This is a genomic window from Amycolatopsis halotolerans, assembly GCF_042647905.1.
GTDB lineage: Bacteria > Actinomycetota > Actinomycetes > Mycobacteriales > Pseudonocardiaceae > Amycolatopsis > Amycolatopsis halotolerans.
In genome coordinates this window covers 197,656-220,655 of the sequence record NZ_JBHRWI010000043.1, presented here as the reverse complement: position 1 = coordinate 220,655, position 23,000 = coordinate 197,656, and the positions used below count along the sequence as shown (strand labels likewise).

General features: G+C 70.3%; 19 protein-coding genes and 1 riboswitch. Of the genes, 10 read left to right on the top strand and 9 right to left on the bottom strand.

Annotated features, from left to right (window positions below; all coding sequences use genetic code 11):
- Positions 1-64 precede the first annotated feature (64 nt).
- Genes ACFORO_RS33025 through ACFORO_RS33000 form a run of 6 tightly spaced genes read left to right on the top strand, consistent with a single transcriptional unit; the run spans position 65 to position 6,287 of the window.
- Positions 65-598, top strand: a complete 534-nt coding sequence (locus ACFORO_RS33025) for a hypothetical protein (RefSeq protein ID WP_354739617.1) — start codon at positions 65-67, stop codon at positions 596-598.
- A gap of 17 nt (positions 599-615) precedes the next feature.
- Positions 616-2,049, top strand: coding sequence for a hypothetical protein (locus ACFORO_RS33020; protein WP_377873528.1), 1,434 nt, complete (start codon positions 616-618; stop codon positions 2,047-2,049).
- The gene (locus tag ACFORO_RS33015; protein ID WP_377873527.1) at positions 2,046-2,864 is read left to right on the top strand and encodes a hypothetical protein; all 819 of its coding nucleotides are present in this window, start codon (positions 2,046-2,048) and stop codon (positions 2,862-2,864) included. Before ACFORO_RS33020 ends, ACFORO_RS33015 begins: the two co-directional genes overlap by 4 nt.
- Positions 2,861-3,949 (top strand): energy-coupling factor transporter transmembrane component T, encoded by a 1,089-nt coding sequence (locus ACFORO_RS33010; RefSeq protein ID WP_377873526.1) that lies wholly within the window; start codon positions 2,861-2,863, stop codon positions 3,947-3,949. Before ACFORO_RS33015 ends, ACFORO_RS33010 begins: the two co-directional genes overlap by 4 nt.
- The gene (locus ACFORO_RS33005) at positions 3,946-5,493 is read left to right on the top strand and encodes an ABC transporter ATP-binding protein (RefSeq protein WP_377873525.1); all 1,548 of its coding nucleotides are present in this window, start codon (positions 3,946-3,948) and stop codon (positions 5,491-5,493) included. The genes ACFORO_RS33010 and ACFORO_RS33005 overlap by 4 nt, the downstream gene beginning before the upstream one ends.
- Complete coding sequence (locus ACFORO_RS33000) at positions 5,490-6,287, top strand: ECF transporter S component (protein ID WP_377873524.1); 798 nt, start codon at positions 5,490-5,492, stop codon at positions 6,285-6,287. The genes ACFORO_RS33005 and ACFORO_RS33000 overlap by 4 nt, the downstream gene beginning before the upstream one ends.
- 28 nt (positions 6,288-6,315) lie before the next feature.
- On the opposite strand, the gene ACFORO_RS32995 is transcribed toward ACFORO_RS33000, so the two are convergent.
- From ACFORO_RS32995 to ACFORO_RS32970, 6 genes are all read right to left on the bottom strand, one after another.
- A complete protein-coding gene (locus tag ACFORO_RS32995; protein ID WP_377873523.1) occupies positions 6,316-7,089 on the bottom strand; it encodes an enoyl-CoA hydratase in 774 nt (257 codons plus the stop codon).
- Positions 7,086-7,970, bottom strand: a complete 885-nt coding sequence (mmsB, locus tag ACFORO_RS32990; protein WP_377873522.1) for a 3-hydroxyisobutyrate dehydrogenase — start codon at positions 7,968-7,970, stop codon at positions 7,086-7,088. Before mmsB ends, ACFORO_RS32995 begins: the two co-directional genes overlap by 4 nt.
- Positions 7,967-9,001, bottom strand: a complete 1,035-nt coding sequence (locus tag ACFORO_RS32985; protein WP_377873521.1) for an enoyl-CoA hydratase/isomerase family protein — start codon at positions 8,999-9,001, stop codon at positions 7,967-7,969. Before ACFORO_RS32985 ends, mmsB begins: the two co-directional genes overlap by 4 nt.
- 70 nt (positions 9,002-9,071) lie before the next feature.
- Positions 9,072-10,211, bottom strand: coding sequence for an acyl-CoA dehydrogenase family protein (locus ACFORO_RS32980; protein WP_377873520.1), 1,140 nt, complete (start codon positions 10,209-10,211; stop codon positions 9,072-9,074).
- A gap of 8 nt (positions 10,212-10,219) precedes the next feature.
- Positions 10,220-11,719: a CoA-acylating methylmalonate-semialdehyde dehydrogenase gene (locus ACFORO_RS32975; protein WP_377873519.1), complete on the bottom strand. Its 1,500-nt coding sequence runs from the start codon at positions 11,717-11,719 to the stop codon at positions 10,220-10,222.
- A gap of 158 nt (positions 11,720-11,877) precedes the next feature.
- Positions 11,878-12,048: riboswitch (cobalamin riboswitch) on the bottom strand.
- Between the two features lie 59 nt (positions 12,049-12,107).
- Positions 12,108-13,508 carry a short-chain fatty acyl-CoA regulator family protein gene (locus ACFORO_RS32970; RefSeq protein ID WP_377873518.1) on the bottom strand — a complete coding sequence of 467 codons (1,401 nt, stop codon included), beginning with the start codon at positions 13,506-13,508 and terminating at the stop codon, positions 12,108-12,110.
- Between the two features lie 247 nt (positions 13,509-13,755).
- On the opposite strand from ACFORO_RS32970, the gene ACFORO_RS32965 reads away from it, so the two are divergent.
- From ACFORO_RS32965 to ACFORO_RS32955, 3 genes are read left to right on the top strand one after another with little or no spacing between them, the layout of a single operon-like run.
- Positions 13,756-15,237, top strand: a complete 1,482-nt coding sequence (locus ACFORO_RS32965; RefSeq protein WP_377873517.1) for an MmgE/PrpD family protein — start codon at positions 13,756-13,758, stop codon at positions 15,235-15,237.
- Positions 15,237-16,130 (top strand): methylisocitrate lyase, encoded by an 894-nt coding sequence (gene prpB / locus ACFORO_RS32960; protein ID WP_377873516.1) that lies wholly within the window; start codon positions 15,237-15,239, stop codon positions 16,128-16,130. Before ACFORO_RS32965 ends, prpB begins: the two co-directional genes overlap by 1 nt.
- Positions 16,131-16,158: 28 nt before the next feature.
- Positions 16,159-17,277, top strand: coding sequence for a bifunctional 2-methylcitrate synthase/citrate synthase (locus ACFORO_RS32955; protein ID WP_377873515.1), 1,119 nt, complete (start codon positions 16,159-16,161; stop codon positions 17,275-17,277).
- 111 nt (positions 17,278-17,388) lie between these two features.
- Here the strand turns inward: ACFORO_RS32955 and ACFORO_RS32950 are convergent, their stop codons facing one another.
- The 3 genes from ACFORO_RS32950 to ACFORO_RS32940 form a co-directional block, all read right to left on the bottom strand.
- Positions 17,389-18,090, bottom strand: a complete 702-nt coding sequence (locus tag ACFORO_RS32950; protein WP_377873514.1) for a tyrosine-protein phosphatase — start codon at positions 18,088-18,090, stop codon at positions 17,389-17,391.
- Positions 18,091-18,477: 387 nt separating this feature from the next.
- A complete protein-coding gene (locus ACFORO_RS32945) occupies positions 18,478-19,173 on the bottom strand; it encodes a hypothetical protein (protein ID WP_377873513.1) in 696 nt (231 codons plus the stop codon).
- Positions 19,174-19,238: 65 nt separating this feature from the next.
- A complete protein-coding gene (locus ACFORO_RS32940; RefSeq protein ID WP_377873512.1) occupies positions 19,239-20,897 on the bottom strand; it encodes a DUF885 domain-containing protein in 1,659 nt (552 codons plus the stop codon).
- A 446-nt stretch (positions 20,898-21,343) separates the two neighbouring features.
- On the opposite strand from ACFORO_RS32940, the gene ACFORO_RS32935 reads away from it, so the two are divergent.
- Positions 21,344-22,843 (top strand): PucR family transcriptional regulator, encoded by a 1,500-nt coding sequence (locus ACFORO_RS32935; protein ID WP_377896698.1) that lies wholly within the window; start codon positions 21,344-21,346, stop codon positions 22,841-22,843.
- Positions 22,844-23,000 lie beyond the last annotated feature (157 nt).

Sequence of the window (23,000 nt, the reverse complement as noted above, 5' to 3'; positions counted from 1 at the left end):
CCCCAGGGCCCACCGATCCTACGAATGACCAGTTCAGACCCAACAAAGAAGGTAGGACATCACTATGTTCTCCCTGGCCAAGACTGCCGCGATCAGTGTGCTCGCGGTTCCCCTTTTCGTTTCCTCTCCCGCTGCCGCAGCACCGGCGTCGTACACGAACGGCCCGTGCCAGGGCAGTTCCGGCGTGACGGTCGTGGTGGACGCCACGCATTTCGCCGGCGCCTCGGTGACCAGACGTTGTGTCGCCGGTGATCCGGAGACGGCGTTCGAGGCGCTCAGCGAGGCCGGGTTCGCTCCGGTGCACGGGACCGGGCAGGGGCAGCAGGGTCCGTACCAGTACTTGTGCCGGATCGACGCTCGTCCGTCCAGTTCCGCCGATCCGTGCACCGGGTTCGTGCCGAACGCTCCGTACTGGGCGTACTGGGTGCCGGACAAGCAGAACGCCAACTGGACCTATGCCGACGAGGGCGTCGACGTCTCGGACCCGGCGCCGGGCACGGTGCTCGGGTTCTCCTTCGGCGCGGGCACGGCGACGGACCCGAACCAGATGAGCCTGACCCTCGCGCAGGCGAAAGACCCGAACTGGACCGGTTCGTGAGCTGGGGTGCCGGTGCCGTGGCCAGCGCGTTGGTGCTGGCCGCGGCGGTTCCGGCACCCGCGCCGGGCGTCGCCGAGCCCGCGGTGGCCGCCGCGGAGTTCCTGGCCCACGAGTTCAGCCGGCTCGGCGACGGCTATCCGGACCCGGTCAGTCCCGGCAACACCGACGCGGGGTTGATGGCCGACGCGCTGCTCGCCATGCACCGCGCGGGAGTCGAACCGGCAGCGCAGGCGAAGGCGACCGCGAAACTGCGGGCGCACTTCTTCAGCGCCACGATCGTCTCGGCGGGCCTCACGGGCAAGGACCTGATCGTGGCTGTCGAGCAAGGAGTGAATCCGCGCCAGTGGGGGAAGGACAGCAAGGGCGACACCATCGACCTCATCGCGCGGCTCGGTGCGGCGCAGGGTTCCGCGGGCGCTTTCGAGGACACCGCGGTCGGCGGAGCGCGCACCCCGGCCAATGTGTTCGGGCAGGCTTTGGCGCTGATCGGCTTGCACAAGGCCGGGATCGGCAACCCTGCCGGGAAGGCTGTGCTGCTGCGCCAGCAATGTCCGGGCGGCGGGTTCCGGCTGAACGTGCCCGCGGGCGGCGAGACCGCGCAGTGCGCGTCGGATACCGATGCCAGCGCGGACACCACGGCGATGGGGGTGTGGGCACTCGTCGAGATCGGCGGCCATCGGCAGCAGGTCGCGCGGGGGCTGGGCTGGCTGCGCGCTCATCAGGATCCCGCGACGGGGGCGTTCAGCGCGGATCCGAAAACCCCGGCGCAGGTGAACACCAACTCGTCCGGGCTGGCCGCGATGGCGCTGGCCCTCGGCGGCGACGGCGCGGCGGCCTCCCGGGCGACCGGGTGGCTGGCCGCCATGCAGGTGCCCGCGAGCGTGCCGGTTCCGGCGATGGCCGGTGCGATCGCGAAGAGCCAGACGGACCTGGACGCGATCGCCCTAGACGCGAAGGCGTTCTGGCTCAAGCGCAGCGGTGCCGACAACGTGGGCAAGCAGGACGGCGTGCGCCGGGCCACCGCACAGGCATTGCTGGGCCTGTCCGCCGCGGTTCCCGGTCCGGTTCCGCCTCGGCCGCCGGACAATCCGCCGCCCGGCACCGTGCTGCCTGGCACCGTGCCGCCTGGCAGTCCCGGGCGTGGCGCCCCGGGCCCGGGGTTGCCGGGAGGAAGGCACAGCGGCGTGCTGCGGACCGAACCAGCTGGCTCAGCCCCGCCCACCGCCGCCGAGGCTCCAGCGAGCGGTTCGGCTGGCCCGGTGCCGAGCGCGCAGCCGGTGCCGTCGACCACCTCGCCGCCGGATCAGGTCGGGCAGGCGCGGGCGCTGGAACCGCGTCCGGCGTCGTTCTGGGCCGGCCCGAACGGAATCGCGGCAGCGGTACTGGCCGGTTTGCTGTTCGCCGCGGGCACGTTCTGGTTGCTGGTGCGCCGCAGGGGATCCCGTTCGTGAGGCGGCTGATTGCCGCGCTGGCGGCCGGATTTATGGCGATGGGCGGCATCGCGGCGCCCGCTGCGGTGGCGGCACCGGCGTGCACGGCGACGTCCGGTGTGCTCGTGGTGGTGGACTTCGGGTCCCTCGGCGGCGGAGTGGTGCAGCGCTGCCTTGGCACGCCGCCCGAATCCGGGTACGACGCGTTGCGCGCGGCAGGATTCCGCACCGCCGGGACCGTGCACGACGGCCCGGCTTTTGTGTGCCGCATCGACGATCGGCCCTCGCCGTCGGTGGAGCCGTGCACGGACACGCCTCCCACGACGGCGTACTGGTCGTACTGGGACGGCAATGCCGGAACGAACCGCTGGGAGTACAGCAACGAGGGCGCGATGAGTGCCACTCCGCGGGCAGGCCAGGTCGAGGGCTGGTCCTTCGGGGACGGGAAGCCGCCCAGTCCGGCGGTGGCCGCGCTGATCGCCCCGGCGGGTCCGGCGCACCAGCAAGGCGGTGTCGCGGGCCCGAACCCCACCGCGGCAGGAGACAGTGCACCGTCGCCGCAGACTCCGGGAGGAACGCAACTGCCGCCGAAGAGTTCGGGTGCCGCCGCGCCGGGTGAGCCGCCGCCGTCGGCACCGGCGAACGCACCGGTTTCGACAGGCTCTTCCCGGCCGTCGGCGGCGAGCAGCGCGCCGGAACCGGCGGCGGCCGCGTCCGAGACCGCTGGCACAAGCGGATTTCCGATGCTGCCGGTCGTGGCGTTCGGGGCGATCTGGCTGCTGGGAGTCCTCGCCGCGGTCCTGGTCCGGCGCCGCCGCAGGCGGGAAGCGGAGTGATCGGCGCCGCCTCGCTGCCGCGGATGCTGCATCCCGCGGCGTGGTGGATCTGGGCGCTGGGCATGGCGACGGCGGCCAGCAGGACCACGAATCCGTTGCTGCTCGGGTTGATTCTCGCGGTGGCCGGGGTCGTGGTGGCCGCCCGGCGCGGGGAAGCCCCGTGGGCCAGGGGGTTCCGCGCGTACCTGGTCCTGGCGCTGGTGGTGATCGGGTTCCGGGTGCTGTTCCGGATCCTGCTCGGTTCCGCCTTCACCGGGGGAGGGCATCTGCTGTTCGCGCTGCCGCGGATTCCGCTGCCGCACTGGATGGCCGGGGTGCGCCTCGGCGGGCCGGTCGAGCTGGAAGGCATCCTCAGCGCCGCCTGCGACGGGTTGCGGCTGGCGACCTTGCTGGTGTGCGTCGGCGCGGCGAACACGCTGGCCAACCCCAAGCGGGTGCTGCGCATGCTGCCCGGTGCCCTGTACGAAATCGGCACCACCGTGGTGATCGCGCTGACCGTGGCGCCGCAGCTGATCGAGAGCGGACAGCGGATCATGCGCGCCCGCGCGCTGCGCGGAGCCACTGGAAAACTGTTCCGGTCAGTGGCGTTGCCGGTGCTGGCCGACGCGCTGGACCGGGCGATCGCGCTGGCCGCGGCGATGGACTCCCGCGGCTACGGCCAACGCTGGGAGCGGTCCGCGGCGGCTCGCCGCACCGCCGCGGCGCTGATGCTGGCCGGTCTGCTCGGGTTGTGCGTGGGCAGCTACGGGTTGCTGGCCGCCGAACAGCACAGTTACGGGCCGGTGATGCTGGCTGCGGGTGCGGTGGTGTGCGGTGTGGGGCTCTATCTCGGCGGCAGGCGCGTTCAGCGGACCCGCTACCGGCCGGATCCCTGGACAGTGCCGGAGTGGGCCGTCACGGCGTCCGGCGTTGCCGCGGCCGCGCTGGTCGCGTCGGCCGATCCGGTCGTGCTGAACCCGCCGCTGCTGGCGCCGGGGATGGATCTGGTGGCATTGGCCGGGATCCTCGCCGGATTGCTGCCCGCGCTCGCCGCCCCACCCCCTCCCGAGCTGACCGCGCGGTACCGGCCGGGAGTACTGCGGTGATCGACTTCTCCGAGGTGACCATCTCCTATCGGGACACGCCCGTGCTGCGCGAGGTCTCCTTGCACATCGACGAAGGAGAGCTGGCCCTCGTGGTGGGCCGCACCGGTTCCGGCAAATCGACGCTGCTGGGCGCGGTGAACGGATTGGTGCCGCACTTCACCGGCGGACGGCTGGCGGGCCGGGTCACCGTGGCCGGGCGGGACACCCGCACGCACCGGCCGCGTGAACTCGCCGCGGTGGTCGGCGTAGTAGGGCAAGACCCCGTCGCCGGGTTCGTGACCGACTCGGTGGAGGAAGAACTGGCCTACGGCATGGAACAGCTGGGCGTGCCCGCCGGCGTGATGCGCAAGCGGGTGGAGGAGACGATGGATCTGCTGGGCATCGCGGAGCTGCGGGACCGTCCGCTCCGCGCGCTGTCCGGCGGGCAGCAGCAGCGGGTCGCGATCGGCGCGGTGCTGGCCGCGGGCCCGCGAGTGCTGGTCCTCGACGAACCGACCTCCGCGCTGGATCCGGGCGCCGCGGAGGAAGTCCTGGCCGCGGTGACCCGGCTGGTCCACGACCTCGGGGTCACCGTCCTGATCGCCGAACACCGGCTGGAACGGGTGCTGCAGTACGCCGACCGGGTGCTGACCGTGGACGGCGGCCGGGTCACCGTCGCCGAGCCCGCGCAGGCGATGCGGTCCGCGCCGATCGCCCCGCCGGTGGTCGCGTTGGGACGCCTCGCCGGGTGGGATCCGTTGCCGCTGTCGGTCCGCGACGCCCGCCGCCAAGCGCAGTCACTGCGCGCCGAACTTCCTTCGGCGCCGGTGCCCGGGCCACTCGGTTCCGGCGAAGAAACGTTGGCCAGCCGAGGCGTCGTGGTTCGCTACGGCGACACGGTCGCGGTGCGCGAGGTGTCGTTGACAGTGGCCGCCGGGGAGACGGTGGCGCTGATGGGCCGCAACGGCTCCGGCAAGTCGTCTCTGTTGTGGGCATTGCAGGGCAGCGGCGCCCGGCACCGCGGTGCCGTCACGATCCGCGGGACGGATCCCGCGGGCCTGAAACCGGTGCCGCGCCGGGAACTCGCGGCCCTGGTCCCGCAGTCCCCGGCGGATCTGCTGTACCTGCACACCGTCGGCGAGGAACTCGCTTCGCCGGCAGCGCGGGCGATCCTGGACGAACTGGCCCCCGGCATCGACCCGGACTCGCATCCGCGCGACCTGTCGGAAGGCCAGCGTCTCGCGCTCGCGCTGGCCGTGCAGCTCGCCGCCGACCCCGCGGTGCTGCTGCTCGACGAACCGACCCGCGGCCTGGACTACCCCGGAAAGCAGCGGCTCACCGCGCTGGTGCGGGCCTATCCCGGAGCGGTGCTGATCGCTACGCACGACGTGGAATTCGTGGCCGAGACGTGCGATCGGGCAGTGGTGCTCGCCGAGGGCGAAGTGGTCGCCGACGGGCCCACTGCGGACGTCGTGGTGTCCTCGCCGCTGTTCGCGCCGCAGGTGGCGAAGATCCTCGGCGGCGGCTGGTTGACCGTCGACCAGGTCGCGGGAGCGCTGCGGTGAGCCCGGTACGCATCGGCCGCTGGTCCGCGGTCTCGCTGGCGGTGTCCTCCGTGCTGGGCGTCGCCGCGTTCTGCTGGCCGTTCTTCGTCGCCCCCGGCACGGTGCTGGCCGACGCGGCCACCGAGGCTCCGCTCATTTTCGGCGTGCTGCTGGTGCTCGTGCTCGGGGTCCTGCTGGCGCAATTGGCAGACGGCGGGATCGACGCGAAAGCATTGGCGCTGCTGGGGGTGCTCGCCGCGGTGAACGCGGCGCTGCGCCCGCTCGGGGCTGGCGCCGGAGGCATCGAGACCGTCTTTTTCCTGCTGGTGCTCGCCGGACGGGTCTTCGGCCCTGGATTCGGCTTCACCCTCGGCTCGGTGTCCCTGTTCGCCTCGGCGCTGCTGACCGGCGGGATCGGGCCGTGGCTGCCGTTCCAGATGTTCGGCTGCGCCTGGGTCGGGCTGGGCGCCGGGCTGCTTCCCCGCGCGAGCGGCCGCCTCGAAATCGTTCTGCTGGCGGCGTACGGGGCGCTGTCGGCCTTCGGCTACGGGCTCGCGCTGAACCTGTCGTTCTGGCCGTTCGCGATCGGTGCGCACACCGCCCTGTCCTTTGACCCCAACGCTTCGACGCTCACGAACCTCGGCCGCTATCTCCTGTTCGACACGGCCACTTCGCTGGGCTGGGACACCGGCCGCGCGGTGACCAACGTCGTCGCGATCGTCGCTTTCGGCCCGCTGGTGCTGGCGACGCTGCGCCGTGCCTCGCGCCGCGCCGCCTTCGACGCGCCGGTCGAATTCCACGACAAGCCGGTGTGACCAGCGGGCCGATTCGATGAGGCCGGGCTTATCCGTGGCGGAACTCCGGAGGCCGCTTCTCGACGAACGCCGTCATGCCCTCCTTCTGATCGGCAGTGGCGAAGGTCGAGTGGAACAGCCGTCGTTCGAACAGCAATCCTTCCGACAGGCTTGTCTCGAACGCGCGATTCACAGCCTCTTTCGCCAGCATCGCCGCCGGTTTGGACATCGCCGCGATCTTCGCCGCCGTCGCGACCGCTTCCTCCGGCAGCGCGTCGGCCGGGACGATCCGGGACACCAGCCCGGCCCGCTCGGCCTCCTCGGCCCCGATCATCCGGCCGGTCAGGACCAGGTCCATCGCCTTGGCCTTGCCGATCGCGCGGGTCAGCCGCTGGGAGCCGCCCATGCCGGGAATGACGCCGAGCGTGATCTCCGGCTGGCCGAACTTCGCGGTGTCCGCCGCGAGCAGCACGTCGCACATCATCGCCAGTTCGCAGCCGCCGCCGAGGGCGTACCCGGCGACCGCCGCCACCAGCGGCGTCCGGACACGGCCCAGCGTTTCCCAGCCCGCGAACCAATCCGCCGCGTAGACCTCGCTGAAGCTCTGCGGGGCCATCTCCTTGATGTCCGCCCCGGCCGCGAACGCTTTCGCCGAGCCGGTGAGGACGATCGCGCCGATGTCCGGGTCGCGGTCCAATTCGGCCGCTGCCGCGGTGATCTCGTTCATCGCCTGCCGGTTCAGCGCGTTGAGCGCCTGGGGCCGGTTGAGCGTGATTCGGGCTACCCGTTCGGCCGGGCGGTCGACGAGGATGGTCTCGGTCATGCGGTGCAGTCCTTGGTGAGGCTGGTGATGATGGCGGAGAAATCGCGACCGGGGCCGTCTGCGGCGACGAACGCGGTGTACAGCTCTTCGGTGTGCTTGCCGAGTTCGGTGCGGACGCCCTCGGCCTGCGCCGCGGCTTGGGCCAGGCGCAGGTCCTTGAGCATCAGGCCGCTGGCGAACCCGCCCGCGTAGTCCCGGTTGGCCGGGCTCGCCGGCACCGGCCCGGGGACCGGGCAGTTGGTGGTGAGCGCCCAGCACTGTCCGGACGCGGTGGAGGCGACGTCGAAGAGGGCCTGGTCGGTCAAGCCGAGCCGGCGGCCGAGGGCGAACGCCTCGCTGACCGCGATCATCGAGACGCCGAGGATCATGTTGTTGCAGATCTTCGCCGCCTGCCCGGCACCGGTCTCTCCACAGTGGACGATCCGCTTGCCCATGCTCTTCAGGTACGGCTCGGCGCTGATGAACGCCTCGGACGGACCGCCCACCATGAAGGTGAGCGTGGCGGCGGCAGCGCCGACGACCCCGCCCGACACCGGAGCGTCGAGCGCCAGGTGCCCGTCCGCGGCGGCGAGGTCGGCGGCATCTCGCGCGTCTGCGACCTCTATGGTCGAACAGTCGAGGAACAGCGTGCCGGGCGAGGCGGCGGGGACGATGTCCCGGTAGCAGTCCAGCACGTGCTGTCCGCTGGGGAGCATGGTGATCACTACTGCTGCGCCCGCGACTGCCGCGATCGCGGAATCCGCCACGGCCACGCCGTTTCCGGCCGCGGCGGCACGGGCGTCGGGGACCGGGTCGTAGCCGGTCACCTTCTCCCCGGCCTTGGCCAGGTTGGCGGCCATGGGCCCGCCCATGTTCCCGAGTCCCAGGAAAGCGATGTTCATCGGGCCACTCCCGTCCACTCTTCGTCGCCCAGCGCTGCGAAATAGCTGCCGACCAGGTCGGCGTCGACCTCGGCCAGGGTCGCCGGGTGCCAGCGGGGCGACCGGTCCTTGTCGATGACCTGCGCGCGGATGCCTTCGGTGAACTCGGCGGAGCCGAACGCCCGGTGCGAGATCCGGTATTCCTGCGCCAGCACCGATTCCAGGTCCGGCAGTGCTGCTGCGGCGCGCAGCGCCCGAAGGGTGACCTTCAGCGCGACAGGGGACTTGCTTTCGATTTCCTTGGCCGCGGCGACCGCCGCTTCGCCGCCGTCGCGCAGCCGGCCCAGGATCTCTTCGACCGTGTCGGCGGCGTAGCAGTGATCGATCCACGCGGCTTCGGCCGCCAGTGCACTCGGCGGCGGAGTTTCGGCGACCAGCGCCAAAGCCGAGTCGGGGGTGCGGGTGGCCAGGGCGTCGAACAGGTCGGGCAGCCGGTCCGCCGGGACGAAGAAATCGGCCAGTCCGCAGTGGACGGCGTCGGCTCCGGAGAGTTGTGCGGTCGTGAGAGCGGCGTGCGTGCCCAGTTCGCCGGGAGTGCGCGAAAGCAGATAGGTGCCGCCGACGTCGGGGACGAAGCCGATGCCGACTTCGGGCATAGCGATCCGGGACCGGTCGGTGGCCACGCGGTGGCTGCCGTGCGCGGACACCCCGACGCCGCCGCCCATGACCAGCCCGTCCATGATCGCCACGTACGGCTTGGGGTAGCGGGCGATCGCGGCGTTCAGCCGGTACTCGTCGGCCCAGAACTCCAGCGTGGCGGTGCCGCCCGCACGAGCGTCCTCGTAGATGGAGCGGATGTCGCCGCCGGCGCACAGCCCGCGTTCGCCGGCGCCTTCGACGAGCACGGCGCGCACGCCCGCGTCGTCGCGCCACCGGTCGAGGCGGGCGGTGATCGCCCGGACCATGTCGTGGGTCAGGGCGTTGAGCGCGCGGGGGCGGTTGAGCGTGATCCGCCCGATCCCGCTGTGGACAAGGAATTCGACGTCGCTCACGCGGCCTCCAGTGATGTGCGGGATACCCGCGCCCAGTCGGCGGCACGAGCAAACTGTCGCGATGATGTGCTCATGCCGCCTCCGCCAGCATCCGGCGGGAAATGATGACCCGCATGATTTCGTTGGTCCCTTCGAGGATCTGGTGCACCCGCAGGTCGCGAACGATCTTCTCGATCCCGTACTCGGCCAGGTACCCGTAGCCGCCGTGCAGTTGCAGCGCCTGGTTCGCGATCTCGAATCCGGCGTCGGTGCAGAATCGCTTGGCCATCGCGGAAAGCTGGGTGGCATCGGGGTCGCCTTGGTCGAGCGCGTCCGCGGCGCGCCACAACAGCGTCTGGGCGGCTTCGAGGTCGGTGCGCATGTCGGCCAGCCGGAACCGCAGGGCCTGCGCTTCGGAGAGCTTCGCGCCGAATGCGGAGCGCTCCGACACATGCCGGACGGCTTTGCCCAGCGCTGTTTTCGCGCCGCCGAGCGAGCACGCGGCGATGTTGAGCCGTCCGCCGTCCAAAGCGGACATCGCCACCTTGAACCCGGCTCCCTCGCCGCCTAGCAGCGCGGAGACGGGCACCGGGGCGTCGTCGAAGACGACCTGTCTCGTCGGCTGGGCGTTCCAGCCCATCTTGACCTCGTTCGGGCCGAACGAAACGCCAGGGGTGTTCCGCTCGACCACGAACGCGGAGATCCCCGCCGCGCCGGGCCCGCCGGTCCGCGCCAGCACGACATAGACGTCGGACGTGCCCGCGCCGGAGATGAATTGCTTGACGCCGCTGAGGAAGTAGTGGTCTCCGTCCCGTCGCGCGCGGGTCGTGAGGGCGGCGGCGTCCGAACCGGCGCCGGGTTCGGTGAGGCAGTAGCTGCCGAGCGAGTCCATAGTGGACATACGCGGCAGGTAGCGGCGACGCTGGGTGTCGTCGCCGAACCGGTCGATCATCGTCGCGACCATGTTGTGGATGGACGCGTAGGCCGCGATCGACGGGCAGCCGGTGGCGAGCGCTTCGAACACGAGCACGCCGTCGAGCCGGCCGAGGCCGGATCCGCCGACGTCCTCGGGCAGGTAGATCCCGCCGAGGCCGAGCTGTGCCGCCTTGCGCAGCACGTCGACCGGGAAATGCTTGTCCTGGTCCCATTCCAGCGCGTGCGGTGCGAGATGCTCGGCCGCGAAGTCCGCGGTGGTGTCGCGCAGCGCGAGTTGTTCTGCGGTCAGTCTCATGACCCGCCTCAATCCATCGTCGGGATGACGAACGAGGCTTCTTCCTTGATGCCGGACGGCCACCGCGAGGTCACGGTCTTCGTCTTGGTGTAGAAGCGGACCGAATCCGGGCCGTGCTGGTTGAGATCGCCGAAGCCGGACCGCTTCCAGCCGCCGAAAGTGTGGTACGCGATCGGCACCGGGATCGGGACGTTCACGCCGACCATGCCGGTGTTCACGCGGGCGGTGAAATCGCGGGCGGTGTCGCCGTCACGGGTGAAGATCGCCACGCCGTTGCCGTATTCGTGTTCGCTCGGCAATCGCAATGCCTCTTCGTAATCGGCCGCGCGGACGACCGACAGCACCGGGCCGAAAATCTCCTCCCGGTAGATCCGCATCTTCGGCGTCACCTTGTCGAACAGGCAGCCGCCGAGGAAGAACCCGTTCTCGTGCCCCGGAACCGTGAGATCGCGGCCGTCCACCACCAGCTCCGCGCCTTCGGCGACACCGACCTCGAGGTAATCCCGCACCCGCCGCACGGCGTCGGCCGTGACCAGGGGGCCGAAGTCGGCGGTCTCGTCGTGCGCTGCCCCGACCTTGAGGGTCTTCACGCGCTCGGCGAGCCGTTCGACCAGCGCGTCCGCGGTGGCCTCGCCGACCGGGACGGCGACGGAGATGGCCATGCAGCGCTCTCCCGCGGAGCCGTAGCTCGCGCCGATCAGGGCATCGACGACCTGCCCGAGGTCGGCGTCGGGCATGACGATCAGGTGGTTCTTCGCCCCGCCGAAGCACTGGGCGCGCTTCCCGTGCGAAGCGGCGGTGGTGTAGATGTACTCGGCGATCGACGACGATCCGACGAACCCGACCGCCTCGACCCGGGGATCGGTGAGCAGCGCGTCGACGGCCTCCTTGTCGCCGTTGACGACCTGGAAGACGCCCGGCGGCAGCCCGGCCTCCAGGAACAGCTCGGCCAGCCGCAGCGGCACGGACGGGTCGCGTTCGGACGGCTTGAGCACGAACGCGTTGCCGCAGGCGATCGCCGGCGCGGCCTTCCACAGCGGAATCATCGCCGGGAAGTTGAACGGCGTGATCCCGGCGACGACGCCGAGCGGCTGCCGCATCGAGTAGACGTCGATCCCGGTGCCCGCGGAGTCGCTGAACTCGCCCTTGAGCAGGTGCGGGATTCCGATCGCGAACTCGACCACCTCCAGCCCGCGCTGGAGGTCGCCGCGGGCGTCGGCGATCGTTTTGCCGTGCTCGGAGGACAGCAGCCGCGCGAGACTGTCCTCTTCGGACCGGACCAGGTCGAGAAACCGCATCAGCACGCGGGCGCGGCGCTGCGGATTCCAGCGCGCCCATTCGAGTTGGGCGGCGGCCGCGATGCCGACGGCGGCGCTCACCTCCTCGGCGGAGGCGAGCGGCACCCTGGCCTGGACGGCGCCGGTGCTGGGGTCGAAGACGTCGGCGAACCGGCCCGAGGCGCCGGACACGGGTTTGCCGCCGACGAAATGCCGGAGTTCGGTGGTCATGGCATGCCTTTCGCGAGAGCGCAGGACGAACTGCCCGGCCGCACACGGCGGCGGCCGGGGTTTCCGGGCAGGCTTGAGCTACCGAAGGCCGGGCGGCGGGTCGGCGTTTTTCGCGCAGGCAGGAAGAATCCGCATGCGTTCAGCTCCATCCTCGTGGACGAACACGAACGTCCGCGGCCGGTATCCTGGCTCCCGGATCCGCGGCGCCCCAGGCCTTCCCGGCTCGCGCCAGTGGCCGTCTTTCGGGTGGAGCGCCGCTCCCCGGTCACAGTGGCGGGACCGCGCCGGATTCGCACCGGCTTCCCTGCACCGCAGACCTGTTGGCATCCTATAGTAGGAATTCCTACTATGTCGACCGGCTGAGGGGATCTCGTCCGGGTGGCGGTGCTCAGCCGAGGGGCGGGTAGGGGAGCAGGCTGCTGGCGTGTTCGTCGACGCGCAGCGGCTTCCCGATCGCGGGGAAGGCGCGCTGCGGGCAGGCGGGCCGTTCGCACACCTTGCAGCCCATGCCGATCGGGGTCACCGCCGCGTCGGCGCCGAGGGCGAGGCCGTCGGAGTAGACGAGCCGCCGGGCGTGGCGCAGTTCGCAGCCGAGCCCGATGGCGAACGTCTTGCCGGGGTCGCCGTGCCCGCCGACGGAGCGGTCGACCGTGCGGGCGAGCCAGAAGTACTTCTTGCCGTCCGGCAGTTCGGCGACCTGGGTGACGATCTTTCCCGGCGAGCCGAACGCCTCGTAGACGATCCACAGCGGACACGAACCGCCGACGCGGGAGAAGTGGAACCCGGTCGCCGACTGGCGTTTCGAGATGTTGCCCGCCCGGTCGACCCGGACGAAGGAGAAGGGCACCCCGCGGGTGCCGCGCCGTTGCAGGGTCGAGAGCCGGTGGCAGATCGTCTCGAATCCGACGCCGAAGTGATCCGACAGCCGCGTGATGTCGTAGCGGCAGCGCTCAGCCGCCCCGAGGAACACGCGGTACGGGAGCACGAGCGCTCCGGCGAAGTAGTTGGCCAGGCCGATTCTCGCCAGGCGCCGGGCGGTTTCGCCGGTGAAACCGCCGCCGTCCACCAGCCGGTCGATCGTGGTTCCCGCTTCCAGCATGGCGAGTTCCGAGGCGAGACGGAACGCGGCCTGGCCCGGACGCAGCGCGGGGGAGAGGTGCAGCACCCGTGCGGCCGGGTCGAAGCGGTGCTGGTCGGCGCCGATGGGGGCGGCGGCAACGGTGACGCCGTGCCGCTCCCGCAGGCCCGATGCCAGTCCCGAACGCACTTCCCCAGGCACCAGTCGCAGCTCCGCCGCGAGTCGTTCGGCGGGCTCGTCCAGCTCGGCGACGTAGTTGCGGCGGCGGTAGAACCAGTCGCGGATCTCCTCGTGCGGCTGGTTCGCGACCGCGCGGTCCATGCCCTGCTCGGACACCAGCGTCGCGATGTTCTCCACGGCCTCCCGGTAGCGGCGGTGCAGCGCGACCAGCGTCCTGGCCACCTCGGGCAGCTTGGCGGTCAGCTCGTCGACCTCGCCCGCGGACGCCGAGCCGGTCACGGTTTCGTCGGCGAACACCTCGCGGACGTCGGCGACGAGCCGGGCGATGTCCTGCGGCGCGAAGAACTCGGCGTCCACGCCGAAATGCTCGGTCAGCCGCACCAGCACGGGCAGCGTGAGCGGACGCCCGTTGTGCTCGAGCTGGTTCACGTAACTGGGGGAGATCTCCAGCAGCCGGGCGAGGTCGGACTGCGTCATCGACTGCCCCTCGCGCAGCTGCCGCAGCCGCGCGCCAGCGAACATCTTCTCCATTTTCGAACTGTAACAACATTTACAAGGCTGCCGCGAATGTTCACAACACTTCACAGCCCCCAGGTATCGCCTGTCCCGTTCTTCGGTGCCACGCTGATCGCATGGCACCACAAGCTTCACAGGGAAGTCGGACGGACATCGCCCGAGCCGTCGGCGCTGGCCGCGTGCCGCGCCCGTTGCCCGCCGCACACGGCCGACGTCGGCCGGTCGGCGAGAAGACCGGTTTCTCCGTACCCGAAGGAAAATGATGATCGACCATTCCGTCCGCACCTACCGTTCCGCCGAGCCGCTGCCCCGCGAGGAGCAGCTGGCCTGGAAGCTAGCGTCCGTCGCTGTCGATCCCGTGACAGTCGCTCCCGAGGTGACCGAGATGGTGGTCAACCGGGTGATCGACAACGCCGCGGTCGCCGCCGCCTCGCTGTCCCGGCGGCCGGTGTCCGCGGCCCGCGACCAGGCGCTGGCGCATCCGGCCGGGCCCGGCGCGACCGTGTTCGGCGTGCCCGGCCGGTATGCCCCGGAGTGGGCCGCGTGGGCGAACGGCGTCGCGGTACGGGAGCTGGACTACCACGACACGTTCCTGGCCGCGGACTACTCGCATCCGGGCGACAACATCCCGCCGATTCTCGCCGTCGCGCAGCACACCGGCCGCACCGGAGCCGATGTGGTCCGCGGCATCGCCGCCGGGTACGAGCTGCAGGTCGACCTCGTCCGCGGGATCTGCCTGCACGAACACAAGATCGACCACATCGCGCACCTCGGCCCGTCGGTGGCGGGCGGCTTGGGCGCGCTGCTGCGGCTGGACACCGAAACCGTGTACCAGGCGATCGGGCAGGCGCTGCACGCCACGACGGCCACGCGGCAGTCGCGCAAGGGCGAGATCTCGTCCTGGAAGGCGTACGCCCCCGCATTCGCCGGGAAAGCCGCGATCGAAGCGGTCGACCGGGCGATGCGCGGCGAAGGCGCGCCGAGCCCGATCTACGAGGGAGAAGACGGGTTCGTCGCCTGGCTGCTGGGCGGCCCGGAAGCGCGCTACACCGTCCCGTTGCCCGCGCCGGGCGAGGCGAAGAGGTCCATTTTGGACACCTACACCAAGGAGCATTCGGCGGAGTACCAGAGCCAGGCGCTGATCGACCTCGCGCGGCGGCTCGGCCCGCGGATCGGCGAACTCGGCAAGGTCGAGAAGATCGTGATCCGCACCAGCCATCACACGCATTACGTGATCGGCTCAGGGGCGAACGATCCGCAGAAATACGATCCGAACGCCAGCCGCGAAACCCTCGATCACTCGATCCCGTACATCTTCGCGGTCGCGCTGCAGGACCGGGCCTGGCACCACGAGAAGTCTTACGCCCGGGAACGCGCGACCCGCCCGGACACGGTGGAGCTGTGGCAGAAAGTATCCACTGTGGAGGATCAGGAGTGGACTCGGCGGTACCACGAGCCGGAACCGGCGTTCGGCGGCCGTGTCGAAGTCACTCTTGCCGACGGAACCACGGTCACCGACGAGATCGCCGTCGCCGACGCCCATCCAGCCGGGGCCAGGCCGTTCGCCCGCGAGCAGTACGTGGCGAAGTTCCGCACGCTCGCCGACGGCGTGATCGCCCCGGCCGACCAGGACCGGTTCCTCGGCACCGTCAGCCGACTGTCCGAACTGGACGCCGACGAGGTTCGCGAACTGACCCTGCCGTCGGCGATCGACGCGACCCCGAAGACGAAGGGGATCTTCTGATGCTGCACGCCGCTCCCACTGCCGCGCAGAAGCGGGCCGCGTTCCGAGCCGGGCTGAATTCCGGCAAGCTGCAGCGATTCCCGGGCGCGTTCAACCCGCTCAGCGCCAAGCTCATCGAGCGCGAAGGGTTCGAGGGCGTCTACGTCTCCGGGGCCGTGCTGTCGGCGGACCTCGGCCTGCCTGATATCGGCCTGACCACGATCACCGAGGTCGCCGGCCGGGCGCAGCAGATCGCCCGGGTCACCGCGCTGCCCGCGCTCGTCGACGCCGACACCGGGTTCGGCGAGCCGATGAACGCCGCCCGCACCGTCCAGCTCCTGGAAGACGCCGGCGTCGCCGGGATGCACCTGGAGGACCAGGTGAACCCGAAGCGCTGCGGCCACCTCGACGGCAAGGACGTCGTCGACCGGGACGTCGCGGTCCGCCGCATCTCGGCCGCGGCCTCCGCGCGTCGCGACCCGGACTTCGTGATCGCCGCGCGCACCGACGCCGCGGGAGTGCACGGCCTGGACGACGCGATCGAACGAGCCAAGGCCTTCGCCGACGCGGGTGCCGACCTCATCTTCCCCGAAGCGATGACCGGTCCGGAAGACTTCGAGAAGATGCGGGCCGCCGTCGACGTCCCGATTCTCGCCAACATGACCGAGTTCGGGAAAAGCAAGCTGCTCGACGCGCCGACCCTGGAATCGCTCGGGGTGAACCTGGTCATCTACCCGGTCACGCTGCTGCGGATCGCCATGCACGCCGCCGAAACGGCTCTGCGCGAGATCGCCGGCGAAGGCACGCAAGAGGGGCTGCTCGACCGCATGCAGCACCGCCGTGATCTCTACGACCTGCTCGATTACCCCGCCTACAACACGTTCGACCAGAACATTTTCACCTTCTCCGTGTGACGCTCGCCCGACTGCCAGGAGGACGCCGATGTCCGCACCAACCATCCACAAAGGACTCTCCGGGGTCGTCGTCGACACCACCGGCGTGTCGATGGTCAACCCCGACACCAACTCCCTGACCTACCGCGGCTATCCGGTCCAGGACCTCGCCGCGCACTGCGGCTTCGAAGAAGTCGCCTATCTGCTCTGGCACGGCGAACTGCCCACGCCGGCGCAACTGGCCGAGCAGAACCAGGCCGAGCGAGCGCAACGCGGCCTGCCGGTCGAGCTGGTCATGACGTTGCTCAGCCTGCCGGAGACGGCGCACCCGATGGACACTCTGCGCACCGCGGTCAGCATTATCGGCGCGAACGACCCCGCGGAAGACGACAACTCGCCGGAAGCCAATCAGGCCAAGGCATTGCGCCTGTTCGCGGTGCTGCCGTCGGTCGTCGCGCTCACACAACGCCGCCGCCACGGACTGCTTCCGCTGCCGCCCCGCGACGATCTCGGCTACGCGGAGAACTTCCTGTACCTGACCCTCGGCGCGGTACCGGAGCCGGTGATCGTCCGGGCCTTCGAGACATCTCTGATCCTCTACGCAGAGCACAGCTTCAACGCCTCCACCTTCACCTCGCGGGTCGTCACCTCGACGCTGTCGGACCTCTACAGCGCGGTGACGGCCGCTATCGGGGCGCTGAAAGGCCCGCTGCACGGTGGCGCGAACGAGGCGGTGATGGCGACCTTCGAGGAAATCGGCGTCGCGGACAAAGCCGAGGCATGGTTGACGAAAGCCCTCGCAGACAAGCGCAAGATCATGGGATTCGGGCACCGGGTGTACAAGAAAGGCGATTCCCGGGTGCCGACGATGCGCCAGGCGTTGCAGGAGGTGGCCGAGCTGCGCGACGGCCACGAACTGCTCGACCTCTACGAAGCTCTCGCGCAGGCGATGCACACGGCGAAAGGACTCCACCCGAACCTCGACTACCCCGCGGGCCCGGCGTATCACCTGATGGGGTTCGACACCCCGGTGTTCACGCCGATCTTCGTGGCCGCGCGGATCACCGGCTGGACCGCGCACATCACCGAACAGCTCGCGGCCAACAGCCTGATCCGCCCGTCGAGCACCTACAGCGGCAAGCCGCAGCGGGCGATCACCCGCTGCTGACCCAGCGGAACCTGGACTGAGGAAGACTCGAATCAGCTGGCGCGATAAGGGGCCGCGTAGCCGGACCCTCCGATTGTCGGTGCCGAAGGTCCTCCCCGGCTGACCTGTTCGTCAGATGGCCAAGCGGGCGTGCAGGGCGGCGAGTTCGGTATCGGACAGGTCGTTGTCGAGAAGGTAGTCCGGCATCGTCAACGACGTGATCGTTGAGGCCAGCGATGCTTCGATGGTGGTGTTGCGGGCCGCGAGGAGCTTGGTCACTCCGGTCAGTTGGTCAGGGATGCCGAGTGCGTCGTACCGCTGCTTCATCCGGTCGTAGGTCAGCAGATAGTCGGCGATGATCTCCTCCGGTGCCGCTCCGGCCAACGTGAGCAACACCAGGGCCAGCAGCCCAGTCCGGTCCTTGCCGCCGGAGCAGTGGAACACCACGCACCCCGGCGCGGCGTTGGCGATCGCCCGCACGGCGGTGACCACCAACTCGGGGTGTTCGGCCAGTATCGCCGGGAAGTACAGCGGCGAGGCCAAGTTGTCGATCTTCTTCCACTGTTCGTAGAACGGTGTGCCGACCGGTTCCAGCGGGGCATGAACGGTCGTGATTCCCGCCGGTCTCGGTGCGTCGTCCGGCTCGTGCTCGTCGGGCTCGCGCAGATCGACCACTGTGCGGACCCCGTATGCCCAAGCCGCCGCCCACCCGGCCTCGCTCAAGCGCGTCGGCGCCTCCATCCGGACCACCGCACGCGGCCTGACCCGCCCCAGCCCGCTGAGATCCCGAACATTGACACACCCGTCCCAAGAAAGCTCTCTGCCGCCGATCACAGTCACAAGACGCGTGACGCCCGCTCTCGGTTGGCTCCCGGCAAGCCTGCCGCGCGGGGGACCGGACCGTCCCGCGCCGCACCGACATCGGCTGAGCGTCCGCTGCCATTTCCCCTGCACTCGACTGGCAACACAGGCGAGGCGGTGCGTCGGGCCGAATCGCCCTATCCGGGGCCACCTATCGATCACAGGGGCCAAATAGCAAAGACAGGAACAGGTTTCGTGGCGTCGATGCTGATCGCGAGCTGGCAGTGGTCGCTGGCGCTGACGAGGTGGTGGACATTCCACCGTGGCCGCTATGCGGCATGAGCGGATGTTTGTCCCGTGGTGGAGCGGGAGGTCATTCCCCGCGCTGCGGACGCCGGGCCCGAGCTGAGACTTGCGCGTCTAGGAGGCAGTTGATGCACCGTCCGAGTCGTGTGCCGCGAACGGATCGACGCCGGGCTCTATCTTCTCCGGGATGCACATGTCGTCGACCCAGTGGCTGTATCGAGTGCGGTAGGTGATCTTGAACTTCAGGCGCGATGCCAAGGAACGATCGACGTAGCCCGAGAAGTACCGCACTGCGGTCTCGGCGGTGAGGATGCCGACCTGCGAGTCGGGGCTTCGTTGGCGTCCAGGACCGACCTGCTGGTCTCCGATGACACAGTCGTGGAGGGTCACGCCGTCGCTGAACACGATGTCGAGGTCATGGATGGGTCTTGGCGACGTGTTCGTGACAATGACCTTGAGCTGGGACTGCTTCAGGTCGGTGTTGTCGATGACATGCTTGATGACGCGAACAGCTTCCGCGTCGAAGCGTTGTTCGCGCTCCAGCTGGCTTGTCATCTGACGCACCTGGAGCGCGAGCGCCTCTCCTTGGGCGCTGTGCAGATCAGCCTGCCGCCGGGAATCGTCGCGTTGGAGGTCAAGCTGGGCCTTCAGCGCCGCGAGGTTCTTCTCGTTCGCCTGGTTCTGGGACGTGAAGGTGCGCCAGGCGATGATCGCGCCGACCACCACGCCGATGAGTGCCAGGGCTGTCGGGGCTCGCGGCGTGACCGCATCGCGCAGCTCGGCGGCAGCCTGGGCGATGAGCTCGGACAAGATCCCGTCCGGTTCGGGGTCGGCCGGCGTATCCTGCCGAGATCCACCGGAGTCGCGCTGCGTGGTCAGCGGCTCAGGGCAGCCTTGACGTTGTGTTCGACGGCGGTGAGCGGAAGGCTGCCGGCGCCGAGCACTGTCTCGTGGAACTCGCGCACGTCGAACCGGCTGCCCAGTTCTTGCTCGGCCGTGCCGCGAAGCTGCCAGAACTTCTCGAAACCCAGCCGGTAGGACAGCGACTGGGCGGGCAGATCGGTGCCGTAGCGCAGGATCTCCGAGGCCACCTGGGCGGGTGACTCCATGGTCGTCGACGCCATGTACGCGCGGGCCTTGTCCTCGGACCAGCCCAGCAGGTTGAGCCCGGTGTCCACGACCAGTCGCTGGGCCACGAACCGCTGGTGCAGAAGGGCGCCGTAGCGGTCCCACGGATCGGCGAAGAGACCCATTTCGAACCCGAGCGAGGCCGCGTACTCGGCCCAGCCCTCGCTGTACGCGCCGAGCGCCTCCGCCGCGCCCTGCGCCTGCAGCGGGTGCAAAGAGGCATCTTCGGCCTGGCGCGCCAAGTGGAAGTGGTGACCGGGCACGAGTTCGTGGAAGATCAGCGCGGCGGCCGAAATCTGCGCACGATCGGCCAAGCCTGACCCGTTGAACCGGTAGCGGCCGACCGGGTTGGTCGCGATAGGCGGCTCGTAGTAGCCGAATGTCATGCCCGCTTCCAGCTCCGGATCGAGCCGGTGCACGCCGTACGCCGCCCGTGGCCGGACCTGGAACCACTGGTCGACCTGGGGTTCGACAGCGGCGATGTGCCTGCGATAGGTCTCCGCGACGTACTCCGGATCGGGAGCGTGGAAGCGCGGGTCGGCTTCGAGCCGGAGCCGGTAAGCGGCCTCGTCGCCGTCGAAGCCGGTCTCCCGGCGGACCTCGGTCAGCTGCTCGGTCAGCTGCTGGACCCGGGCCAGGCCCAGTTCGTGCACGTCGGCGGGCTCGATGGGATAGGTGGCGTACTGGCGCACCAGTCGGCGGTACGCCACGGCACCGCCGGGGTACTGGCCGAGCCCGATGCCCTCGACCGCGCTCTGTGCACCCGGTCCGTCCACGTAGGCAAGCACGGCGTCGAAGGCGGGCAGCAGTTCGTCCGCGATGAGCCGGTCCACGCCGTCGACCAGCGCCCCGCGTGCCGCGGCGTCGAGGCAGGCCAGCCGGGACTCCGCAGGACGCAGGAACTCCGCGGCCGCGGAACGATGCGCACGGACGGCGGTCCGGAAGCCGGCCAAGGCCGGGCGCGGCAGCCGGATGCCCTGTTCGGCCTGACCGGCGAGCTTGGTCCTTGCGGCCTTGACGGCATGCGTGAAGTCGCCGGCCAGGGACAGGTAGCGTCGCGCGTCGTCGCCGGTGGCGAAGGTGAACGGGCGGAACACCTGCTGGACGAACGACGTCCACCCGTAGCTCTGGTACGGCGCGATCGGAAAGCTCCACCAGAAGTCGTCGTCACCGCCGGCCAGGTTGCCTGCCAGTTCGCGCACCACAGCGGCGATCGAACTGTCCGCATCGGCCTCCGAACCGAGCCGGGCCAGCAGCCGGCGGCCCAGAGCGGCGGCCTCGCTCGCTTCCTCGTGGGTGCCGCGCGGCAGCTGGGTGACCGGTTCACCCGCATGCAGCGCGAGCTGCGGCTGGGTGCGCAGCAGGTGCGCCCACAACTCGTCGGCCAGCTCACTCGGTGAAGTCATGGCGGCCAACCTAACCTCGCGAACCTCCGCCCGGGAATCGACAACGGTCGCGTCCTTTCCGCGTGAGGCCGCACGATTGTCGCGGGCGAGCCGCGCCGTCAACGGATGTCCTTGACGATCCCGCCACGCCGGACGACCAGCGCCACCCTGGTCACGCACATCCTGAGGAACGACGCACCCGCAGGAAGGCCTTGCGCGCGCCAGTCGTCGACCGTGTCCCACCCGGCGCCGAGCCGGCCGTGACCGCCGGTCCAGGCCCGGCAACAGTCCACAGTGGATGATGCGTGGCCCCGGCACCTCGCCCGTGGCCGCGACGTTCCACGTCGACAGCGCTTACGGCGGTCTTTTCTTGCTGTGCGAGGAGATGCGGGGGCTGACGGGCGGTGCGGCCCGCGCCGACTCGATCTACGGCCCGCGGCTTTCGCGGAGTTTCAAGGCAACTCAAGGTGCGGAGTGCGCTCGAAGCGTTCGGGGTGGAGTCGTTCCGCGCCGCCACGCGCCGGCTCCGGCTGTCGGAACACTTCGCACGCGGTATCGGGGCCACAGCCGGCCTGACGCTGCTCGGGCCCGTGGTGCTCGACGGCAGGCTCGGTCTGCGCGCGTGCATCACCAACCACCGTACGACGGCCGAGGAAATCGACCTCATCCTCGCGCGATATACGGGAAATCGCCCTCGCCCCGCCCGGGTTACCGTGGACGGCGACCGCCGAACGAAAAGGGGTGCTGTGTCCGACCGCGACCTCCAGTCCATCGTGGACGAACTCGCCGAGCGCCTGCAGCGCTCGGTCGCGATCGACGACCCGGCCATCCGCCTGCTCGCGGCCAGCCGCCACTTCGGGGACGAAGACGCCATGCGCGTCAGCTCGGTGATGAACCGGGCGGTCGAACCGCGGATCGTCGACCACCTCCTCGCCCAGGGCATCGGCCGCTGGGTCGCACCCGCCGTCGTCGAGGTCGAAGGTGGAGCGTCGCGGCTGTGCGCACCGGTCCGCTGCGACGGCATGCTGCTGGGCTACCTGTGGCTGATCGACAAGGACGGCACGTTCACCGAACAGGAGACGGCGGCCGCGGGTGAAGCCGCCGACACCGCGGGAGCGGTGCTGCTGCGACGGCTGCTGCTGCACGAGCGGTCGAAGGCCCGGCAGGAAGGCATCCTCCGAGAGCTCGTCTCCGGCGACCCGGCCGCGCGCGCCCAGGCGATCGAGGACCTGCGCGCCGAACAGCTCTTCGGCGTCGAGAGCGGCCACTTCACCGTGCTCGCCGTGCAGTGCCCGGCTTCGCGGACGACCGCCGCGCCACGAGAGGTCGCATTCGAAGCTGCAGTCGAGGAAGGCGTCCGCACGGTCCACGACGGCGTCGCGCTGATGGCGGCGAACCGGTCACGCGCGTGGATCCTGCTCGTGCAGCGGGTTCCGCCGTCCCGGGCCCTGGCAGCTGCGGTCGCGGAGCGGATCACGACCCGCTTCGGCCGGTTCGGCGACGAGAACGCCGAGCCGGTCTTCGGGGTCGGCGGAACCGTGACGGCCCTCGGCGACGTCGTCACGTCCTACCGCGAAGCGCTCCTGGCCGCCCGCGCGGCCCTGCTGCTGCCCGGCATCGGGTCACTGGCCCGCTGGGGCGAGCTGGGCCCGTACGAACTCCTGCTGAAATTGCCGCCGGAAGACCTGCTCGACGCATCCGGGGTGCCGGCGCTCGCGGCGGTGGAGCGGGAGGACACCCACGACGTCCTGCTCACCACGCTGACCGAGTTCTTCGACCACGGCGGCAACATCCAGCGCACCGCCGACTCCCTGCGCGTCCACCGCGCCACGTTGTACCAGCGGCTCAAGCGGATCGAGCAGATCACGGGGTGCAGCCTCGACTCCGGCGACGACCGGCTGATGCTGCACCTCGGGCTCAAGCTACGGGTCCTCGCCGCGGCCTACCGCGACCACCTCGGCCGCTGACCGCCGGCTCGGCTCGATCGGGTTTCACCGCCGGGCCCGGCCGCGGCGGGGAGTCGTCCGGGACTTCCAGCGGAACTTTGTCCGACGGCGGGACGAGCTCGGCCCCGGCCCCGCCTCCGAGACCAGGGCCAGCGCCGCCCGCCCCGTCAAGACGTCG

What these genes read in the sequence shown, in the direction of transcription:
- ACFORO_RS32970 (WP_377873518.1), bottom strand. Translation starts at nt 13,508, where the DNA reads ATGGAGAAGATGTTCGCTGGCGCGCGGCTGCGGCAGCTGCGCGAGGGG.
- ACFORO_RS32955 (WP_377873515.1), top strand. Translation starts at nt 16,159, where the DNA reads ATGTCCGCACCAACCATCCACAAAGGACTCTCCGGGGTCGTCGTCGAC.
- ACFORO_RS32995 (WP_377873523.1), bottom strand. Translation starts at nt 7,089, where the DNA reads ATGACCGAGACCATCCTCGTCGACCGCCCGGCCGAACGGGTAGCCCGA.
- ACFORO_RS32980 (WP_377873520.1), bottom strand. Translation starts at nt 10,211, where the DNA reads ATGAGACTGACCGCAGAACAACTCGCGCTGCGCGACACCACCGCGGAC.
- ACFORO_RS32965 (WP_377873517.1), top strand. Translation starts at nt 13,756, where the DNA reads ATGATCGACCATTCCGTCCGCACCTACCGTTCCGCCGAGCCGCTGCCC.
- prpB (WP_377873516.1), top strand. Translation starts at nt 15,237, where the DNA reads ATGCTGCACGCCGCTCCCACTGCCGCGCAGAAGCGGGCCGCGTTCCGA.
- ACFORO_RS32975 (WP_377873519.1), bottom strand. Translation starts at nt 11,719, where the DNA reads ATGACCACCGAACTCCGGCATTTCGTCGGCGGCAAACCCGTGTCCGGC.
- mmsB (WP_377873522.1), bottom strand. Translation starts at nt 7,970, where the DNA reads ATGAACATCGCTTTCCTGGGACTCGGGAACATGGGCGGGCCCATGGCC.
- ACFORO_RS32940 (WP_377873512.1), bottom strand. Translation starts at nt 20,897, where the DNA reads ATGACTTCACCGAGTGAGCTGGCCGACGAGTTGTGGGCGCACCTGCTG.
- ACFORO_RS33025 (WP_354739617.1), top strand. Translation starts at nt 65, where the DNA reads ATGTTCTCCCTGGCCAAGACTGCCGCGATCAGTGTGCTCGCGGTTCCC.